The organism is Delftia sp. SD018, assembly GCF_017355445.1.
Classification (GTDB): domain Bacteria; phylum Pseudomonadota; class Gammaproteobacteria; order Burkholderiales; family Burkholderiaceae_C; genus Comamonas; species Comamonas acidovorans.
Window position 1 is genome coordinate 41,681 of record NZ_JADDRN010000010.1, and the last position, 18,030, is coordinate 59,710.

General features: G+C 67.8%; 15 protein-coding genes. 3 read left to right on the forward strand and 12 right to left on the reverse strand.

Annotated elements, in window-relative coordinates; translation table 11 throughout:
- Nucleotides 1-20 precede the first annotated feature (20 nt).
- The 8 genes from INR38_RS12065 to INR38_RS12100 all read right to left on the reverse strand — a co-directional run bounded on the left by INR38_RS12065 (nt 21) and on the right by INR38_RS12100 (nt 10,702).
- Nucleotides 21-1,019, reverse strand: a complete 999-nt coding sequence (locus INR38_RS12065) for a tripartite tricarboxylate transporter substrate binding protein (RefSeq protein ID WP_012204613.1) — start codon at nt 1,017-1,019, stop codon at nt 21-23.
- A gap of 96 nt (nt 1,020-1,115) precedes the next feature.
- Entirely contained in the window at nt 1,116-2,561 is a 1,446-nt protein-coding gene (locus INR38_RS12070; protein ID WP_013803236.1) for a malonyl-CoA decarboxylase, read from the reverse strand.
- 232 nt (nt 2,562-2,793) lie between these two features.
- Nucleotides 2,794-3,639, reverse strand: a complete 846-nt coding sequence (gene lgt / locus INR38_RS12075) for a prolipoprotein diacylglyceryl transferase (protein ID WP_242699045.1) — start codon at nt 3,637-3,639, stop codon at nt 2,794-2,796.
- Nucleotides 3,640-3,700: 61 nt separating this feature from the next.
- Entirely contained in the window at nt 3,701-4,165 is a 465-nt protein-coding gene (locus INR38_RS12080) for a MarR family transcriptional regulator (protein ID WP_034391791.1), read from the reverse strand.
- Between the two features lie 109 nt (nt 4,166-4,274).
- Entirely contained in the window at nt 4,275-6,065 is a 1,791-nt protein-coding gene (locus INR38_RS12085) for an acyl-CoA dehydrogenase (RefSeq protein ID WP_207443982.1), read from the reverse strand.
- Nucleotides 6,062-7,432, reverse strand: a complete 1,371-nt coding sequence (locus INR38_RS12090) for an MFS transporter (protein WP_063326633.1) — start codon at nt 7,430-7,432, stop codon at nt 6,062-6,064. Before INR38_RS12090 ends, INR38_RS12085 begins: the two co-directional genes overlap by 4 nt.
- Nucleotides 7,433-7,538: 106 nt before the next feature.
- A complete protein-coding gene (locus INR38_RS12095; protein WP_207443980.1) occupies nt 7,539-9,710 on the reverse strand; it encodes an acetate--CoA ligase family protein in 2,172 nt (723 codons plus the stop codon).
- 149 nt (nt 9,711-9,859) lie between these two features.
- Nucleotides 9,860-10,702: a p-hydroxycinnamoyl CoA hydratase/lyase gene (locus INR38_RS12100; RefSeq protein ID WP_013803241.1), complete on the reverse strand. Its 843-nt coding sequence runs from the start codon at nt 10,700-10,702 to the stop codon at nt 9,860-9,862.
- Nucleotides 10,703-10,967: 265 nt separating this feature from the next.
- Between INR38_RS12100 and bfr the strand changes: the two genes are divergently transcribed.
- Nucleotides 10,968-11,444, forward strand: a complete 477-nt coding sequence (gene bfr, locus INR38_RS12105) for a bacterioferritin (RefSeq protein WP_013803242.1) — start codon at nt 10,968-10,970, stop codon at nt 11,442-11,444.
- Nucleotides 11,445-11,636: 192 nt separating this feature from the next.
- Here bfr and ilvD read toward each other — a convergent pair whose 3' ends face one another.
- Nucleotides 11,637-13,496, reverse strand: coding sequence for a dihydroxy-acid dehydratase (ilvD, locus tag INR38_RS12110; protein ID WP_043819478.1), 1,860 nt, complete (start codon nt 13,494-13,496; stop codon nt 11,637-11,639).
- A gap of 189 nt (nt 13,497-13,685) precedes the next feature.
- A complete protein-coding gene (locus INR38_RS12115) occupies nt 13,686-13,934 on the reverse strand; it encodes a TIGR04438 family Trp-rich protein (protein ID WP_013803244.1) in 249 nt (82 codons plus the stop codon).
- A 106-nt stretch (nt 13,935-14,040) separates the two neighbouring features.
- Between INR38_RS12115 and INR38_RS12120 the strand changes: the two genes are divergently transcribed.
- The gene (locus tag INR38_RS12120; RefSeq protein WP_034398318.1) at nt 14,041-14,346 is read left to right on the forward strand and encodes a c-type cytochrome; all 306 of its coding nucleotides are present in this window, start codon (nt 14,041-14,043) and stop codon (nt 14,344-14,346) included.
- Nucleotides 14,347-14,450: 104 nt separating this feature from the next.
- Here the strand turns inward: INR38_RS12120 and INR38_RS12125 are convergent, their stop codons facing one another.
- On the reverse strand, nt 14,451-14,933 hold the full coding sequence (locus INR38_RS12125) for a hypothetical protein (protein WP_013803246.1): 483 nt from the start codon (nt 14,931-14,933) through the stop codon (nt 14,451-14,453).
- Nucleotides 14,934-15,108: 175 nt separating this feature from the next.
- Nucleotides 15,109-17,109: an acetate--CoA ligase gene (gene acs, locus INR38_RS12130; protein WP_013803247.1), complete on the reverse strand. Its 2,001-nt coding sequence runs from the start codon at nt 17,107-17,109 to the stop codon at nt 15,109-15,111.
- A gap of 231 nt (nt 17,110-17,340) precedes the next feature.
- On the opposite strand from acs, the gene INR38_RS12135 reads away from it, so the two are divergent.
- Nucleotides 17,341-17,949, forward strand: coding sequence for a TIGR00645 family protein (locus INR38_RS12135; RefSeq protein ID WP_012204594.1), 609 nt, complete (start codon nt 17,341-17,343; stop codon nt 17,947-17,949).
- Nucleotides 17,950-18,030: the final 81 nt, after the last annotated feature.

The following is an 18,030-nucleotide window of genomic DNA, read 5'->3' on the forward strand; positions in this document are numbered from 1 at the left end:
CCTGCCCGGCCCCTCGTCCGCTACTCCAGCTTGGCGCCCGAGGCCTTGACCACCTGCGCCCAGCGCGCGATCTCGCCATGCACCATGGCCGCGAACTGCTGCTGGTTCATGCCGCCGTAGTCGGCGCCGTTGCGCGCCCAGATGGACTTGATCTCTTCGGCCGAGCCTATGCGCTGCACCTGGTCGATGACCTGGGCCTGCACGGCCTGCGGCGTGCCCTTGGGCGCCCACAGGCCGTACCAGGTCGTGACCGTGTAGTCGGGCAGGCCGGACTCGGCCGCGCAGGGCACGTCGGGGAAGGCGGGGTTGCGCTTGTCGCCAGAGACCATCAGCGCGCGGATGCGTCCGCTCTTGATGTGCTGGGCCGACGAGCCCAGGCCGTCGAACATCATGTCCACATTGCCGGCGATCAGGTCCTGCAGCGCCGGGCCTGCGCCCCGATAGGGAATGTGGGTGATGAAGGTATTGGTCTGCAGCTTGAACAGCTCGCCGGCCAGGTGGTGCGAGGTGCCCGCGCCCGCCGAGGCGTAGTTGAGCTTGCCCGGCCGCTTGCGCAGGTCGGACAGCAGCTCCTGCACGGTCTTGTGCGGCACGTTGCGCGGGTTGACCACCAGTACCTGGGGCACGCTGGCCAGCAGGGCCAGCGCGATGAAGTCGCGCTCCAGGTCATAGTCCAGGCGCGGGTACATGGACGGCGCAATCACATGGTGGGTGCCGCCCATGAAGAAGTTGTAGCCGTCCGGCGCCAGCTTGGCCGCGTAGCTGGCGCCCAGGGTGCCGCCTGCGCCGCCGCGGTTGTCGATCACCAGGGTCTTGCCCGCGCTTTTGGCGAACTGGGCCGAGAACGGGCGGGCAAAGGCATCGGTGCCCCCGCCGGCCGGAAACGGCACGACCAGGTTAACGGGTTTGGACGGCCAGTCCGCCGCCGCGCGGGCTGCCATGGGCAGGGCCAGCGCGGCCATCGAGGCCCCGGCTGCGCGCAACACCGCGCGCCGCCCCGTGGGGTGGGAAGCTTGCATGACTTGTCTCCTTGTCGCCTCTTTGAGGCTGTCTTCGTTGTCAGGCGCAGCAGTCCCTGTGCAAGAAAAGGGGCACGGCCTGCGCCGCGCCCCTTTTCATTTGCACAGGGCTTCGATGTCCGAGGACACCGGTATGCGGCCCTGCGCCAGCAGGCCGCGATGCTTGTCCAGGCGCTTGAGGTCGTAGAGGTAGTTGACCATCAGCCCCAGCGACTGCTTGAGTCCCTTGGCCGACAGGTCGGCCGCCCAGTTGAGCCGCTCCACGCGCGCGCCGTTGCCCAGGTGAAAACGCGCCACCGGGTCCAGCGGCCGGCCCTTGGCCGTCTCGCGCCCCAGATAGTGGGCAGCGCAGAACAGCAGTGCGCGGCGCACGGGTGCGTCGGGCTTGAGATCCTGCGGCGCATCCAGCGCCGCCAGCAGGTGCTCGGCGCCCATGCCGCCGGCCTTGAGCTCGAAGGCCTTGCGCTGGCGCTCGTCCATCTTCTCCAGGATGGCATCGCCGTGCTTGGCGATCCAGGCACGCAGGCCCGGAATGGGAGACAGCGTGGCGAAATGGCGCAGCCGGGGGAACTCGCCCGTCAGCGTCTCCACCACATGCTTGATCAGCGAGTCGCCAAAGCTCACGCCGCGCAGGCCGGCCTGGGTGTTGCTGATGGAGTAGAAGATGGCCGTGGTGGCGCGGCCCAGGTCGGAGGCCGCCGCCGTCTCGTCCAGCAGCGGGGCGATGCTGTCGGACATCCGGTCCACCAGCGCCACCTCCACGAAGATCAGCGGCACGGTGGGCATGCGCGGGTGGAAGAACCCGTAGCAGCGCCGGTCGCTGTCCAGGCGGTTCTTGAGGTCGGCCCAGCTGCGGATGTCGTGCACGGCCTCGTACTGGATGAGCTTTTCGATCAGCGAGGCCGGCGAGTCCCAGCTCAGGCGGCGCAGCTCCAGCAGGGCCACGTCGAACCAGTTGGCAAACAGATGCTCCAGCTCGGCGTCCAGCGCGGAAAAGCGCTGCTGCTCCGCCTTGGGCAGGGCCAGCAGTTCGGCGCGCAGGTCCACCAGAAAGCCCATGCCGCCCTGGGGCTGGGCAAAGCGCTGCAGCAGCCGCGTGCGCGGCGACATCAGCGCGCGGCGCAGGTCCATCTCGGCTTGGCCGCGCTCGGCATCGCTGGCCGCCGTGTCATAGCGCTTGCGCGCGGCCATCAGGGCTTCGGTATCGGGGCCGAACTGCTCGACGATCAGCGCCCAGAAATCCTTGTGCGCAGGCAGCTCGGCCTGGGCGTACCAGTCCATGAGCAGTTGCGCATGGCGGCCGCCCTCGACGTCGCTCAGGCCGGCGTCGGCGGCAGCCTGCAGGTCTTCCATGAGCTTGCGCAGCTCGCGCGGGGACAGCACTTCCTGGCCGCGCCGCAGGGTGGCCTGCAGGCGCTGGGCCGTGCCGCGCGGCGCGGGTCCCTTGGCTGCCTCGCCCTCGGACTTTGTTGCAGGCGCAGCCGCATCGGTGCTGCGAAAGCGGGACACATTGCGGGCAATCCAGTCAGTAGCCAGACCCATTCAGAAGTTCCTCCATGTCAAGCGGTCACGGGACTGTCATGCCGCCAATCGGCCAATGACAATCTTTTGCTGCTCACATTATGAGAGTCTGCACGGCAGACCGTGTACGCCGATGTCGCGTTCTTGTCTTCGGGCTATCCCCATGCACGCCCCTGCCCCCTCTCCCGCCAATCTTGCACAAAAAAACAAAGCGGGCACCAGGCCCGCTTCGTATCCGTGCGTACCGCCGGCCTCAGGCCGGCTTGCCCGCCTGGGCAGGATAGGCCGGGCGCCCCGCAGCCCAGAACCACATGGCGATGCCGCCGATCACCATGGGCACGCACAGCCACTGGCCCATGCTCATGCCCAGCGACAGCAGGCCCAGGAAGTCATCGGGCTCGCGGAAGTACTCGGCAATGAAGCGGAAGGCGCCGTAGCCGACGAGGAAGACCGCCGCCACCTGGCCCGGCTTGTGCTCCTTGCGCGCATACAGCCACAGCAGCACGAACAGCAGCAGGCCTTCCAGCAGGAACTGGTAGACCTGCGAGGGGTGGCGCGGCAGCATGGAGCCGCTTTGCGGGAAGACCATGGCCCAGGGCAGCTCGGGGCTGGCGAAGCGGCCCCACAGTTCCCCGTTGATGAAGTTGCCGACGCGGCCGGCCGCCAGGCCCGTGGGCACGCAGGGCGCGACGAAGTCGGCCACCTCCAGCCAGGAGCGGGCCCGCGAGCGCGCGAACCAGACCATGGAGGCGATCACGCCGACCAGGCCGCCATGAAAGCTCATGCCGCCCTGCCAGACATAGAAGATCTCCAGCGGGTGGCTCAGGTAGTAGCCCGGCTTGTAGAACAGGCAGTAGCCCAGCCGGCCGCCGACGACCACGCCGAGCACGCCCAGGAAAAGAATGTCTTCCACGTCCTTGCGCGTCCAGGCGCGGTCGCCCTGCGTGCGCACGAAGGGCGGGTGGCGCAGCCTGCGCGTTCCCAGCCAGAGGAAGAGGCCGAAAGCGGCCAGATAGGTCAGGCCGTACCAGTGCACGGCGAGGGGCCCGATCTGCAGGGCCACGGGATCGATCTGCGGGTACATCAGCATGGTCGGCATTGTGCCGCAGCGCCGCATGGCCGGCGCCGGCCAGGGGTTGGAAAGCGGGCGGCGCGGCGGTTCAGCCCGGCTGGCTTTCCTGGATGGCCATGAGCTTGTCCAGGGCCGCGAACAGATGGCGCTGCTCGGTGGAGGTCAGCAGTTGCTCCAGCTCGTCTTCCAGTTGCACCACCACGCCCTCGGCCCGCGCCTGCAGCGCGCTGCCTTCGGCCGTCATGTGCAGCTGCTGCAGCCGGCGGTCGCGCGGATCGGGCTGGCGCCCGATGAGCCCGCGCTGCACCAGGCGCTCGACCACCGGCACCAGGTTGGAGGGCGAGATGTCCAGCGCCTCGCCCAGCTGGCGCAGGTAGATGCCGGGATTGGAGTGGATCAGCACCAGGATGGAGAACTCGCTGGGCTTGAGGTCCAGTTCGGCCACGCGCCGCGCGAACAGCTTGTGGATGTGGATTTCCGCGCGCGTGAGGCGGTAGCCCAGGAAACGCTGCAGGCGCGACTGATCGACGGCGGGTTCGGAGGAGCTGTCCATGGACACGGATCTGGAAGAGGAAGAAGGCACACCGAGGCAAAGCCGCCCCGGCGCCTGCGGATCTTCAGGGCCGGTGCGGCGTTCCATCATAAAAGCCCCGGCTGCCCGCTCAGGCCACGGCAGCCGGCAGCGGCGTGCGCGCGGCGCACTCGGTGCGGCGCAGCCAGTGCTCCGCATCCAGCAGCCCATGCGCGAAGAACCAGGCCGCGCTGTCCGCCTTGGAGCGGCGCAGCGCCGGATCGGCCAGCGGCTGGCTGACACGCGCCGCGCGCGCGCAGGCAAAGGCCATGCACAGCGTGCCGACCAGGCGCAGATAGTCCTCGGCGCAGCGCGCCAGCAACGGGGCGTCGCCCGCGGCGCGGGCGCACAGCGCATCCGTCAGCGCTTCGGTGCGATCGCTCCAGCTGCGCAGCGCGCCGGCCAGGCCGGGCTCCATGCCCGCCGCCTCGCAGGCAGCGGCCTCCTCGCGCAGTGCCGCCAGCAGCGGTGCCAGCGCGGCCCCGCCGCTGGCGGCCACCTTGCGCTGCAGCAGGTCCAGCGCCTGGATCTGGTTCGTGCCCTCGTAGATCATGGCGATGCGGGCATCGCGCAGCGTCTGCTCTATGCGGTACTCGTGCACATAGCCGTAGCCGCCGAAGACCTGCAGCGCCTCGCTGGCCAGCGCAAAGCCCCGCTCGGTGAAGAAGGACTTGACCACGGGCGTGAGCAGCGAGGCCAGCGCATGGGCCTGGGCGCGCTCCTCGGCATCCGGCGCCTGTTCGGCCAGGTCCAGCTGGTGCGCCACCCAGCCTGCAATGGCGCGCATGCCTTCGGTCCACACACGCAGGTCGGCCAGCATGCGCTGCACGGCCGGCTGCAGGGCGATGGGGTCGGCGGGGCCCTGCGCATCGGCGGGACGGGGCTGGGCGCGCATCTGGCGGCGCTCGGCCGCATAGGCGCGCGCCAGTTGCCAGGCCATCTCGGCATGGCCCAGGCCCTGCAGGCCCACGTGCAGGCGAGCGGAATTCATCATCACGAACATGGCGGCCAGGCCCTGATGGGGCTGGCCGACCAGCCAGGCCTGCGCACCCTCGAAGCGCATGGCGCAGGTGGCGCTGCCCTTGATGCCCATCTTCTTTTCGATGCCGTCGCAGTGAATGGCATTGGGCAGGAACCCGCCGCCGTCCTGGGGAATGCCGCGCGGCGCCAGGAACAGCGACAGGCCCCGCGTGCCCGCCGGCGCATCGGGCAGGCGCGCCAGCACCAGGTGCACGATGTTCTCGCTCATGTCCTGGTCGCCGCCCGAGATGAAGATCTTGCTGCCGTCCAGGCGGTAGCTGCCATCGCCCCGGGGCCGGGCCTGGGTGCGCAGCAGGCCCAGGTCGGAGCCGGCCTGGGGCTCGGTCAGGCACATGGTGGCCAGCCAGCGCCCGCTGACGATGTGCGGCAGATAGGTGGCGCGCAGGTGCGCGTCGCCATGCGCGTGCAGGCAGGCATAGGCGCCGTGCAGGATGCCCGGGTACATGGTCCAGCCATGGTTGGCCGAGGCCAGCATTTCGTGCAGCGCGGCATCCAGCAGCTGGGGCAGGCCCTGGCCGCCGGCCTCCGGTGCGCAGGCCAGGGCCGGCCAGCCGGCTTCCACGAAAGCCGCATAGGCCTCGGGAAAGCCGTCGGGCGTACGCACCCTGCCCTCTTCCAGTCGGCAGCCCTGCAGGTCGGCCGGGCCGTTGAGCGGCGCCAGCACGTCGGCGCAAAAGCGCCCGGCCGCCTCGACCACCATGTCGGCCGTCTCCTGGTCCAGGGCTTCATGGGCCGGCATGCGGCGCCAGTCGGCCTCTGCGCCCAGCCAGTGCTGCTGGACGAAGCGGATGTCCTGCAGCGGCGGCTGGTAATGCGAGCAATGCGATGCCTGCGCGCTCATGCCCGGCCCTCCATGGCCGCGACCAGGCGGCGGTAGGGGCCGATGGCGCTGGCCAGGCACAGCACGGACAGCAGCGCGGCCAGGGCGGACACCAGGCCCAGCGACAGGCCCACGAGCTTTTCGTCGTGGAAAACGAAGTCCGTGAAGAAGGCCACGAGGAAGGGGCCAAGCCCCAGGCCGATCAGGTTGATCAGCAGCAGGTAGATGGAAGTCACCTGGCCGCGCAGCTGGTTGGGCGTGACCGCCTGCAGGATGGGCGGCGCCAGCGCCACCGGCATGCCCAGGAAGAAAGTGGTGACCGCCACGGCCACCAGGGCCACGGTGGGCGAAGGCGCAAAGGCCAGCACCAGGCCGCTGGCGATGAGCACGCCGGTGGCCACCAGCGAGATGACGATCGACCCCACCTGCTTGCCGCGCGCCGTGAGGTAGTCGGCCAGGAAGCCGCTGAGCAGCATGCCGCCAATGCCGAAGGTCAGGATGATGACGCCGTAGGCGGGGCCGATCTCGCCGGGCGTCCAGCCCCACTGGCGGATGAAGGTGGCCGGCAGCCAGGCCGTGACGCCGAAGGTGATCATGGCCGTGATGCCAGGCGCCAGCAGCAGCGGCAGGAAGGCGCGCTTGTTACGGAACACATGGGACAGATCGGGCGCGGGGCCTGCTGCAGCGGCGGCCCTGGCGGAGGCGCCTGCCGCCTGCAGGCCGCGGCGCACCGGCTCGCGCACGGTGTACATCAGCGCCACCAGCGGAATGCCGGGCAGGGCCACGAAGATGAAGGCCGCCTGCCAGGGCTTGAAGCTGCCCAGCAGCGGGAACACCACCTCGCCGGCCTGGCTGGTGGCCTGGATGACCAGGCCACCCACGATGAAGGCCGTGGCCGAGCCGATGTACACGCCCGAGGTGTAGATGCTCATGGCGCGCGCGCGGCGCTCGGGCGGGAAGTAGTCGGCCAGCATGGAATAGGCCGCCGGCGACAGCGCCGCCTCGCCCACGCCCACGAACATGCGCGCCACGAACAGCGAGACAAAGCCCGTGACATAGCCACCGGCCGCCGTGGCCACCACCCAGATCGCCATGCCGATGACGATGAGGTTGCGGCGGTTCCAGCGGTCGGCCAGGCGCCCCAGGAAGATGCCGACGAAGGTATAGAAGATGGCGAAGGCAAAGCCGTGGACGATGCTGAACACCCAGTCCGACAGCTGCAGATCCTTCTTGATGGGCTGCACCAGCAGACCCAGGATCTGGCGGTCCACGAAGGACAGGGTGTAGGCCAGCAGCAGGATGATGGTGACGTAGTAGGCATAGCCGAGTCCGTTCGACTCGGCCGGCGCGGGCGTGGACACGCGGCCCGGCGGGTAAGGCAGGCTCATGGAGACCTCCTGTGGAGGAAGGGGAAGCGGAAAAAAGAAAGCGGGAAAGCGAGACAGGGCTGCGCATGAAAAGGGCCGGCGCACCGCGCCAGCCCTTGCGCGATCATCAGCCCGCGCTGTGCTCGACCAGCATCAGCGCATCAAGCGCGACCACCCCCTGCCCTTCGGGCAGCACGATGACCGGGTTCAGGTCGATCTCGCGGATGGCCGGCGTGCCGCGCAGCACCTGGCCCAGGCGCACGATGAGCTCGGCCAGCGCCTGGCGGTCCAGCGCCGGAGCGCCCCGGTAGCCGTGCAGCAGCGGCGCGCCCTGCAGCCGGTCCAGCTCGCGCAGCACCTCGCCGGTGGACAGGTCGGCGTCCAGCAGGCGCGCATCGCGCATGATCTCGGCTGTCACGCCGCCCAGGCCGGCCAGGATCACCGGGCCCCACTGCGGATCGTTGCGCGCGCCGATGATCATCTCCAGGCCACGTTGGCCCATGGCCTCGATCAGCACGCCGTCCAGCGCAATGGCGCTGTCATAGGCGGCCACATTCGCATGCAGCCGGCTCCAGGCCTCGCCCATGGCCTGCGCATCGGCAATGTTCAGGATCACGCCGCCCGCATCGCTCTTGTGGCTGAGGTCGGCGGACTGGGCCTTGAGCGCCACGGGCCAGCCGATCTCCGCCGCTATCGCCACGGCCTGCTCGGCCGAGGTGGCCAGCCGGCCGCGCGCAAAGGGTATGCCGGCCTGTGCCAGCACGGCCTTGGATTCGTACTCGGGCACCACCGTGCGGCCTGCGGGCAGGGTCAGCGCGACGGGCTGGCCATCGGTTCGCTCGAAACTGCGCTGGCTGAAGGCCGTCAGGCGCTGCACGGCGCGCAGGGCACGCTCGGTGCTGGGGAAGTACGGCACGCCCAGCGCACGCATCTCGGCGATGAACTCGGCAGGCACGGCCGCGCCCTCGTCCAGGCCCGCCACGATGACGGGCTTGGCCGGCCGCAGCTCGCGCACGGCGCGCAGCACGGGTGGCATCTTGATGCCGCAGGTCACCGGATCGCCCTGGATCAGGCCGACCAGGACGGTGGAAAAGCGCGCATCGCCAAACAGCGCATCCAGCGTGCGGAAATACAGATCCGGCTCCACCAGGCCCTGGGCCGTGAGGTCCAGCGGGTTGCTCACGCCCACGAACTCGGGCAGCGCAGCCCGCAGCGCGGGCGAGTCGTCGTCGCCGATGGCGGGCAGGGCCAGGCCCAGTTCCTCGGCCCAGTCCAGCGTCAGCGCCTTGAAGGCGCCGGACTCGCCCAGCACGGCAACTCCCGCTGCAGCGGCTGCACCGGCCCCACCAGCCGATGGCAGCACGGGGCAGCGGATGGCGATCTCGGCGATGTCGCCCAGCTCCTCCAGTGTCTCGGCAAACACGGCGCCTGCGCGTTCCAGCTTGGTGCGCATCAGCGCATAGTCGCCGGCCATGGCGCCGGTGTGCGTGGCGGCCGAAGCGCGCGCCGCGCTGCTCTTGCCCGGATGCAGCAGCACCACGGACTTGCCCAGGCTGCGCGCGCGGGCCACGGCGGCCAGGATGCGCGCGGGCTGGCGGAACTGCTCGACGATCATGGCGACCACGCGCGTGGAAGGCTGCTCCAGCAGGAAGTCCACATAGTCCTCGGCATGGCTGGCGGCCTCGTTGCCCGTGGAGATGGCGTGCGACAGCGGCAGCGCGCGGCTGGCCAGCGTGGTGCACAGCACGGTCATCATGGCGCCGCTTTGCGAGACCACGCCTATCGCGGGCCGCGCGGCATCGATATGCTGCGCGTCGATATTCACCTCGACAAAGGTCAGCGGCACGCGCTGCAGGTAGTTGATGCAGCCCAGGCAGTTGGGGCCTTCCACCACCATGCCGGCCTCGGCGGCAATGCGTGCGATCTCGCGCTGCTCGGCCATGCCGCGCTCGCCGGCCTCGGCAAAGCCTGCCGAGAAGATCACCGCCGCGCCCACGCGGCGCGCCGCCAGTGCGCGCACCGTGTCCAGCACAAAGGGCTGGGGGATGGCCAGCACGGCCACATCCACGCCTTCGGGCAGCTGATCGACCGAGGCCAGGCAGGCCCGCCCGGCGATCTCGCTGCGCTTGGGATTGATCAGGTGGATGTCGCCGGCGAAGCCGTTGCGCTCCAGATTGCCCAGCACCGATGCGCCCAGCGCACCCGGCGTGGCCGAGGCGCCGACGATGGCGATGGAACGCGGCCTCAGCAGCCTGCCGATGTCGGGCCGCAGGGCGGCCGCCATCTCTGTCGTTGTCATTCTTGTCTCCAATGATTAAAGCTGGGAGGCCTACCGCCCGTGGTGGACGCTGCCCAAGCGAGGGACACCGAGGAAGGGCCGCCCCGCACTGAGGGTGTCGTCCCCCTCCCTCGCGAAGCGAGTTAGAGAGGGGGAAGGCGCGAAGCGCCTCAGGGGGTGACTTGCTTGCTCAAGTCGTAGGTGCCCAGGCCGGGCTTGTAGGTCTTGTCGTCCAGGAACTGGCGCATGCCTTCCTTGCGGCCTTCGTTGTCATAGCTGTTGGCGGCTTCCTGGGCGCGCACCAGGTAGTCCTCGGCGTTGTCGTAGCTCATGTCGCGCACGCGGCGGATGGCGTCCTTGGTGGCCTTCAGGGCGCTGGGGTTCTTCTGCAGCAGGGCCTCGGCCACTTCGGTGACGCGGGCCTGCAGGCGATCGGCCGGCAGCGACTCGTTGACCAGGCCCCACTCGGCGGCCGTGCGGCCGTCGATGTTCTCGCCCAGCATGGCGTGGTACATGGCACGGCGGAAGGACAGCAGCTCCACGGCCACCTTGGAGGCGCCGCCACCGGGCAGGATGCCCCAGTTGATTTCGGACAGGCCGAACTTGGCGTCATCCGAGGCAAAGGCCAGGTCGCAGGCGAACAGGGGGCCGTAGCCGCCGCCGAAGCACCAGCCGTTGACCATGGCAATGGTCGGCTTCTGGAACCAGCGCAGGCGGCGCCACCAGCCATAGCTCTCGCGCTGGGCCTTGCGGGTTCCGGCCAGGCCGGTGGCCTCGGTCTCGCGGAAGTATTCCTTCAGGTCCATGCCGGCCGTCCAGGCCGTGCCTTCGCCTGCAAGCACGACCACGCCCACGTCGTCACGGAACTCCAGGTCGTCGAGCACACGCATCATCTGGCGGTTGAGCTGGGGGCTCATGGCGTTGCGCTTTTCGGGACGGTTGAATTTCACCCAGGCCACGCGGCCTGTGACGGTGCAGGACACGGTCTGTTCTTCGGTACGTTCGGTGCTCATTGCGCTTCCTTGTGCAAAGGGGAAATGGGGTTTTGGACACCGATGCTTCGGCTCCATAATCGTTATGATAAATAACTATTATTGAAGCCCGCAATACAGCGTTTACCCTAGCCCCAGCCCCCCCCACCAGCCTGCCGCGATGCGAATGCTTCTGCGTCGCGCATGCATGCAATGCGCCGTCCACGGGGAATTGCAGCGCGCGCTTTGGCCCAAGGGCCGGTTCACGCGATACTTGCGGCGTTCACACAGTCAGGAGAAGAAGAACATGCAAGGCCAACCAGAAGTCATCGAATGCCTCATAGAGTTGCTGCGCGGCGAGCTTGCCGCGCGCGACCAGTACTTCATCCACTCGCGCCAGTACGAAGACCAGGGCCTGCTGCGCCTGTTCGAGCGCATCGGCCATGAGATGGAAGAGGAAACCCAGCACGCCGACGCCATCCTGCGCCGCATCCTGTTCCTGGGCGGCCGCCCCGACATGCGCCCGCACGAGTTCACGCCCGGCGAGACCGTCGAAGAGATGCTGCGCAAGGACCTGGCCACCGAATACCGTGTGCGTGACAGCCTGCGCTCGGCCATGGCCCTGTGCGAGCGCCACAGCGACTTCAACAGCCGTGACCTGCTGCTGGCCCAGCTGCGCGACACGGAAGAAGACCACGCCTACTGGCTGGAGAAGCAACTGGGCCTGATCGAGAAGATCGGTCTGCCCAACTACCTGCAAAGCAAGATGGGCGAGCCCGCCTGAAGACAAGTCGCCCCACGATGAAAAGCAAACCGGCAGCCACGATGAAACGGCAAGCCGGTCGCCCCGCGATGAAACAAGAGCCCTCAAGGGCCTGAAAGAAGAGAAAAGAAAAAGGGATGGAAAGCCGCAAGGCCTTCCATCCCTTTTTCTTTTCATCGGGTGCGCACCGCCGGGCGGCGGTGCTGCGCGGTGTCAGTCGTCCAGCAGGGACAGGTCGCGCACGGCGCCCTTGTCGGCCGACATCACCAGCTTGGCATAGGCCTTGAGCGCGGCCGAGACCTTGCGCGGGCGCGGCTCGGCGGGCTTCCAGCCCTTGGCATCCTGCTCGGCACGGCGGCGGGCTAGCTCCTCGTCGGAGACCAGCACGTTGATGCTGCGGTTGGGAATGTCGATGCGGATGCGGTCGCCGTTCTTCACCAGACCGATGGCGCCGCCAGCGGCAGCTTCCGGCGAGCAGTGGCCGATGGACAGGCCCGAGGTGCCGCCCGAGAAGCGTCCGTCGGTCAGCAGCGCGCACTCCTTGCCCAGGCCCTTGGACTTGATGTAGCTGGTCGGGTAGAGCATTTCCTGCATGCCCGGGCCGCCCTTGGGACCTTCATAGCGCACGACGACGATGTCGCCGGCCTTGACCTTGTCGTCCAGGATGTTCTGCACGGCCTCGTCCTGCGACTCGGTCACGTGGGCCGTGCCTTCGAACACGTGGATGCTTTCGTCCACGCCGGCCGACTTGACCACGCAGCCGTCCAGGGCGATGTTGCCCGTCAGCACGGCCAGGCCGCCTTCCTTGGAGAAGGCGTGCTCGTAGGAGCGGATGCAGCCTTCTGCACGGTCCAGGTCCAGGCTGGGCCAGCGCGTGTTCTGGCTGAAGGCCACCTGGGTGGGAATGCCTGCCGGGCCTGCCAGGTAGAAGTGCCTGACGGCTTCGTCCTGGGTGGTGGTGATGTCCCACTGCGCCAGGCCTTCGCCCAGGGTCTTGGCGTGCACGGTGGGCACGTCGGTGTGCAGCTTGCCCGCGCGGGCCAGCTCGCCGAGGATGGCGAAGATGCCGCCGGCGCGGTGCACATCCTCGATGTGGTACTTCTGCGTGTTGGGCGCCACCTTGCACAGCTGGGGCACGGAGCGCGAGAGGCGGTCGATGTCGGCCATGGTGAAGTCGATCTCGGCTTCACGGGCAATGGCCAGCAGGTGCAGGATGGTGTTGGTGGAGCCACCCATGGCGATGTCCAGCGTCATCGCGTTCTCGAAGGCCTTGAAGCCCACGGAGCGCGGCAGCACGGAGGCGTCTTCCTGCTCGTAGTACTCGCGGGCCAGCTCGACGATGCGGCGGCCGGCGCGCTTGAACAGTTCCTCGCGGTCGGCATGCGTGGCCAGCACCGTGCCGTTGCCGGGCAGGGACAGGCCCAGCGCCTCGGTCAGGCAGTTCATGGAGTTGGCGGTGAACATGCCCGAGCAGGAACCGCAGGTCGGGCAGGCCGAGCGCTCGACCTGGGCGACCTGCTCGTCGGTGTAGTTGGAGTCGGCCGCGATCACCATGGCATCGACCAGGTCCAGCTTCTTGAACTCCAGCTTGTGCGTGTTGGGATTGGCCAGCTTGGTCTTGCCCGCCTCCATGGGGCCGCCGGAGACGAAGATCACCGGAATGTTCAGCCGCATGGCAGCCATCAGCATGCCGGGGGTGATCTTGTCGCAGTTGGAGATGCACACCAGCGCGTCGGCGCAGTGGGCGTTGACCATGTACTCCACCGAGTCCGCGATGATGTCGCGGCTGGGCAGCGAGTACAGCATGCCGTCGTGGCCCATGGCGATGCCGTCGTCCACGGCAATGGTGTTGAATTCCTTGGCCACGCCGCCTGCGGCCTCGATCTCGCGCGCCACCAGCTGGCCCAGGTCCTTGAGGTGGACGTGGCCCGGAACGAACTGCGTGAAGGAGTTGGCGATGGCGATGATGGGCTTGTCGAAGTCGCCATCCTTCATGCCGGTGGCACGCCACAGGGCGCGCGCACCGGCCATGTTGCGGCCGCCGGTGGAAGTCTTGGAACGGTATGCGGGCATGGGGAATCCAGTTGTCTGTCGTCTCGGTCCATCCCTGGTCCTGTGGGGAAGGCCAGGGTCTGGGCGAAGATTATGGCGCAGCGCCCGCCGCACCGCTGGGGCACAGGAATGCCTCGGCCGGCATGGGCCGCCCCTTTGCAGACCCCAGGCATCGCCTGCGGCGAAGCCTGCGCCGCCGTTCAAGGCCCCTCAGCGGCGCGAACGCGAGCGCGTGCCCGTGCCCATGGCTTCCTTGTTCTTTTCGATGCGCTTCAAGCGCCGCTGCTCGATCTTGTCGGCCGCGCGCCGCTTGGTGTAGCCAGAGGTGTCGGCCCAGGCCCACCAGGCTGCCGTCACGCCATAGGCGCCCAGGATGACGTACCAGGACCAGGAGGCCACAGGCTCGATATCGGCCAACTTCAGCAGGGTGAGCAGGACCGCGATTCCCAACAGATACATAACTTCTCCTTCACCAGACGGTGCTTCACACGAGGTAACGCATCAGGCATGCGCGCCCACTACAATGTTTCGCATAATTATTCCCGACAACCCCCAGGAACTCATGATGAAGCAGACATTGATCGCATTGGCCTTGACCGTCGTCACCGTGGCTCCCGCCATGGCCGACCAGGCTCTTGCCGCCTCCAAGAACTGCATGGCCTGCCACGCCGTGGACAAGAAGCTGGTGGGCCCGTCCTATAAGGATGTGGCCTCCAAGTACGCAGGCCAGAAGGACGCGGTGGACAAGCTGGCCGCCAAGATCATGAAGGGCGGCAGCGGCGTCTGGGGCCCGGTTCCCATGCCCGCCAACCCCCAGGTCAACGATGCCGACGCCAAGAAGCTGGCCGCCTGGGTGCTGTCGCTGAAGTAAGTTCCGCCGGCCTCCCGCCTCGGGGCCCGCAACGAAAAAAACCGCGCAACGAAAGTCGCGCGGTTTTTTTTCATGGTACGCCCGTGATTCCAGGCGCGAGCCGCCTACCTGTAGTCCGGAGCGCCTGCGCCGGGCTGCTGGTACAGGCGAACCTGCTGCTCCAGCTGCCCCACATAGGCGGCCGTGCTGTTGTCCGACTCCTGGGCACGCTGCACCAGGTGCGCCTCCAGCCCGTCCAGCCGTGCCATCAGCACTTCCTTGTCACGCGCATGCAGGTCTTCCAGCACGGTGCGCAGCTCGGTGAAACGCGAGGCCTCGGCCTTGTCGGCCAGGTCACGCTGGGCCTGCATTTCCTTGGCGTGGCGGCGCGCCTCCATCAGTACCGAGCCCTGCAGCCACAGCACATAGGCGACGAAGAACACGCCCAGCAGGCAGGTCAGCGCCAGCATCAGCACGCCCAGCGGCGCCTGGACTTCGGTCACGCCCAGCGACACGACGGAAGGCGCGGCCAGCGTGTTCCAGTTGAATGCCGCCAGCAGCGCAATCAGGGCCACGGTGATCAGCAGCGACAGGGTTCTCAGATTCATGGTGCAACGCCTCCCTCGGCAGTGGTGAAAACAACAGCTTCGGTTGTACTGCAGCCATCATGCCTGAGCTGTCGGCCCACACAAAATAGGACTGCAAGACAGCGCGCCGCCCGCAGTCCAGCCAAGAAAAAACCGGAGCCTGTGCTCCGGTTCTTCATGGCGGGCGTGTCCGCCCTCAGTTCGTCTCGGCCAACTGGTCGAGGATGGCCGGGTTCTCCAGCGTGCTCGTGTCCTGGGTGATGGCCTCGCCCTTGGCAATCGAGCGCAACAGGCGGCGCATGATCTTGCCGCTGCGCGTCTTGGGCAGGTTGTCGCCAAAGCGGATGTCCTTGGGCTTGGCGATGGGGCCGATTTCCTTGGCCACCCAGTCGCGCAGCTCCTTGGCGATCTGCTTGGCCTCCTCGCCCGTGGGACGCGAGCGCTTGAGCACCACGAAGGCGCAGATGGCCTCGCCTGTCAGGTCATCGGGGCGGCCCACCACGGCGGCTTCGGCCACCAGGTCGGTCTTGGACACCAGGGCCGACTCGATCTCCATCGTGCCCATGCGGTGGCCCGAGACATTGAGCACATCGTCGATGCGGCCCGTGATGCGGAAGTAGCCACGGTCCTCGCTGCGCACCGCGCCGTCGCCGGCCAGGTAGGTCTGCCCGCCCAGCTCGGCCGGGAAGTAGCTCTTCTTGAAGCGCTCGGGGTCGCCCCAGATGGTGCGGATCATGCTGGGCCAGGGCTTGGTGACCACCAGCAGGCCGCCTGCGCCGTTGGGCAGTTCATGGCCGGTCTCGTCGACGATGGCGGCCATGATGCCCGGCAGCGGCAGCGTGCACGAACCCGGCACCAGCGGCGTGGCGCCAGGCATGGGGGCGATCACGTGGCCGCCGTTCTCGGTCTGCCAGAAAGTGTCCACGATGGGGCAGCGCTCGCCGCCCACATTGCGGTGGTACCACATCCAGGCCTCGGGATTGATGGGCTCGCCCACGCTGCCCAGCAGGCGCAGGCTGGACAGGTCCGAGTTCTTCGGATGCACGGCGGCATCGCCGTCGGCGGCCTTGATCAGCGAGCGGATGGCCGTGGGCGCCGTGTAGAAGATGGTGCAGCCGTGGCGCTCGATCATCTGCCAGAAGCGGCCCGCGTTGGGGAAGGTGGGCACGCCCTCGAACACGATCTGCGTGGCGCCAGCGGCCAGCGGACCATAGGCCACGTAGGTGTGGCCGGTGATCCAGCCGATGTCGGCCGTGCACCAGAACACGTCGCTGGGCTTGAGGTCGAAGGTCCACTCCATGGTCTGCTTGGCCCACAGCACATAGCCGCCCGTGCAGTGCTGCACGCCCTTGGGCTTGCCCGTGGAGCCGCTGGTGTAGAGGATGAACAGCGGGTGCTCGGAATCCACGGCCACGGGTGCGCACTCGGTGCTCTGGCCGGCCAGGATCTCGCCGAAGGTCTTGTCGCGGCCTGCCGTCATGGCACAGGCCGTGGCCGTGCGCTCGTAGACGAAGACATGGCGCACGGCCTCGCAGCCGCCCAGCGCCAGCGCATCGTCCACGATGGCCTTGAGCGGCAGCTCCTTGCCGCCGCGCATCTGGTAGTTGGCGGTGATCACGGCCACGGCGCCCACGTCCACGATGCGCTCCTGCACCGCCTTGGCCGAGAAGCCGCCGAACACCACGCTGTGCGTGGCGCCGATGCGCGCGCAGGCCTGCATGGCGATCACGCCCTCGATGGTCATGGGCATGTAGATCAGGACACGGTCGCCCTTTTGCACACCCTGCGCCTTGAGCGCGTTGGCGAACTGCGAGACGCGCTCCAGCAGTTCGCGGTAGCTGACCTTGGTGACCTCGCCGCCATCGGCCTCGAAGATGATGGCCGTCTTGTGCTCGACGTCCGTGCCCATGTGCTTGTCCAGGCAGTTGGCGCTGGCGTTGAGTTCGCCGTCGGCGAACCAGCGGAAAAACGGGGGATTGCTGTCGTCCAGCACCTGGGTGAAGGGCTTGGACCAGACCACGTTCTCGCGCGCGAGGCGGGCCCAGAAGCCCTGGTAGTCGTTCTCTGCCTCGGCGCACAGCGCCTTGTACTGCTCCATGCCGGAGATGCGGGCCTTGGCGGCGAAGTCTGCCGGCGGCGGGAAGACCCGGTTCTCCACCAGTACCGATTCAATGGGGGATGCTGTTGCGGTGCTCATGCTTGCTTGTCTCCTGGGCTGGCCAAATAAAAATTGTGGTGTGACTGTCGGGGGCCGGTCTTACATGCCACTGACTGAAACCCCCTTGGGCGCGTCTACCTGGGGATTCCCCGCAGTTCCCGGCTGTCACTGGCAATGGCCTGTTTCGCCGCTAAAATCGCGCGCCCGTTTTCCACGGCCATTGTCCCCTCCCATCCACGCTCCCACACCAGACAAGCGCGACCGACCACCATGGCCCGCCAGCAAAACTCCAATCGAGCCCCCGGCTCCCCCCTGCGTCCCCTACCCTCCCTGATCTTCGCCAGCCGCTGGCTGCAGCTGCCGCTGTACCTGGGCCTGATTGCTGCCCAGGGCGTCTACGTCTGGCACTTCCTGCTCGAGTTGTGGCACCTGATCGAGGCCGCCTTCGGCAACCAGGAGGCGCTGCAGGCCCTGATCACCAGCATCGGCTACAAGCACGATGCGCCCATCGGCGCGCTCAACGAGACCATCATCATGCTGGTGGTCCTGGCGCTGATCGACGTGGTGATGATCTCCAACCTGCTGATCATGGTCATCGTGGGCGGCTACGAAACCTTCGTCAGCCGCCTGGGCCTGGACAGCCACCCCGACCAGCCCGAGTGGCTGGGCCACGTGAACGCCTCCATCCTCAAGGTCAAGCTGGCCCTGTCCATCATCGGCATCAGCTCCATCCACCTGCTCAAGACCTTCATCAACGCGGGCAGCTACGACGTCAAGGTGCTGATGTGGCAGACCATCATCCACGTCACCTTCCTGGCCAGCGCACTGGCCATCGCCTACACCGACAAACTGATCAACAGCACGGCCAGTAACCACTGAGCCGGCGGCATCCCGCACCAAAGCCCCGCAGCGCCAGCCGCCGCGGGGCTTTTTTCATGGGCGGGCGCAGGCAACGGGTCG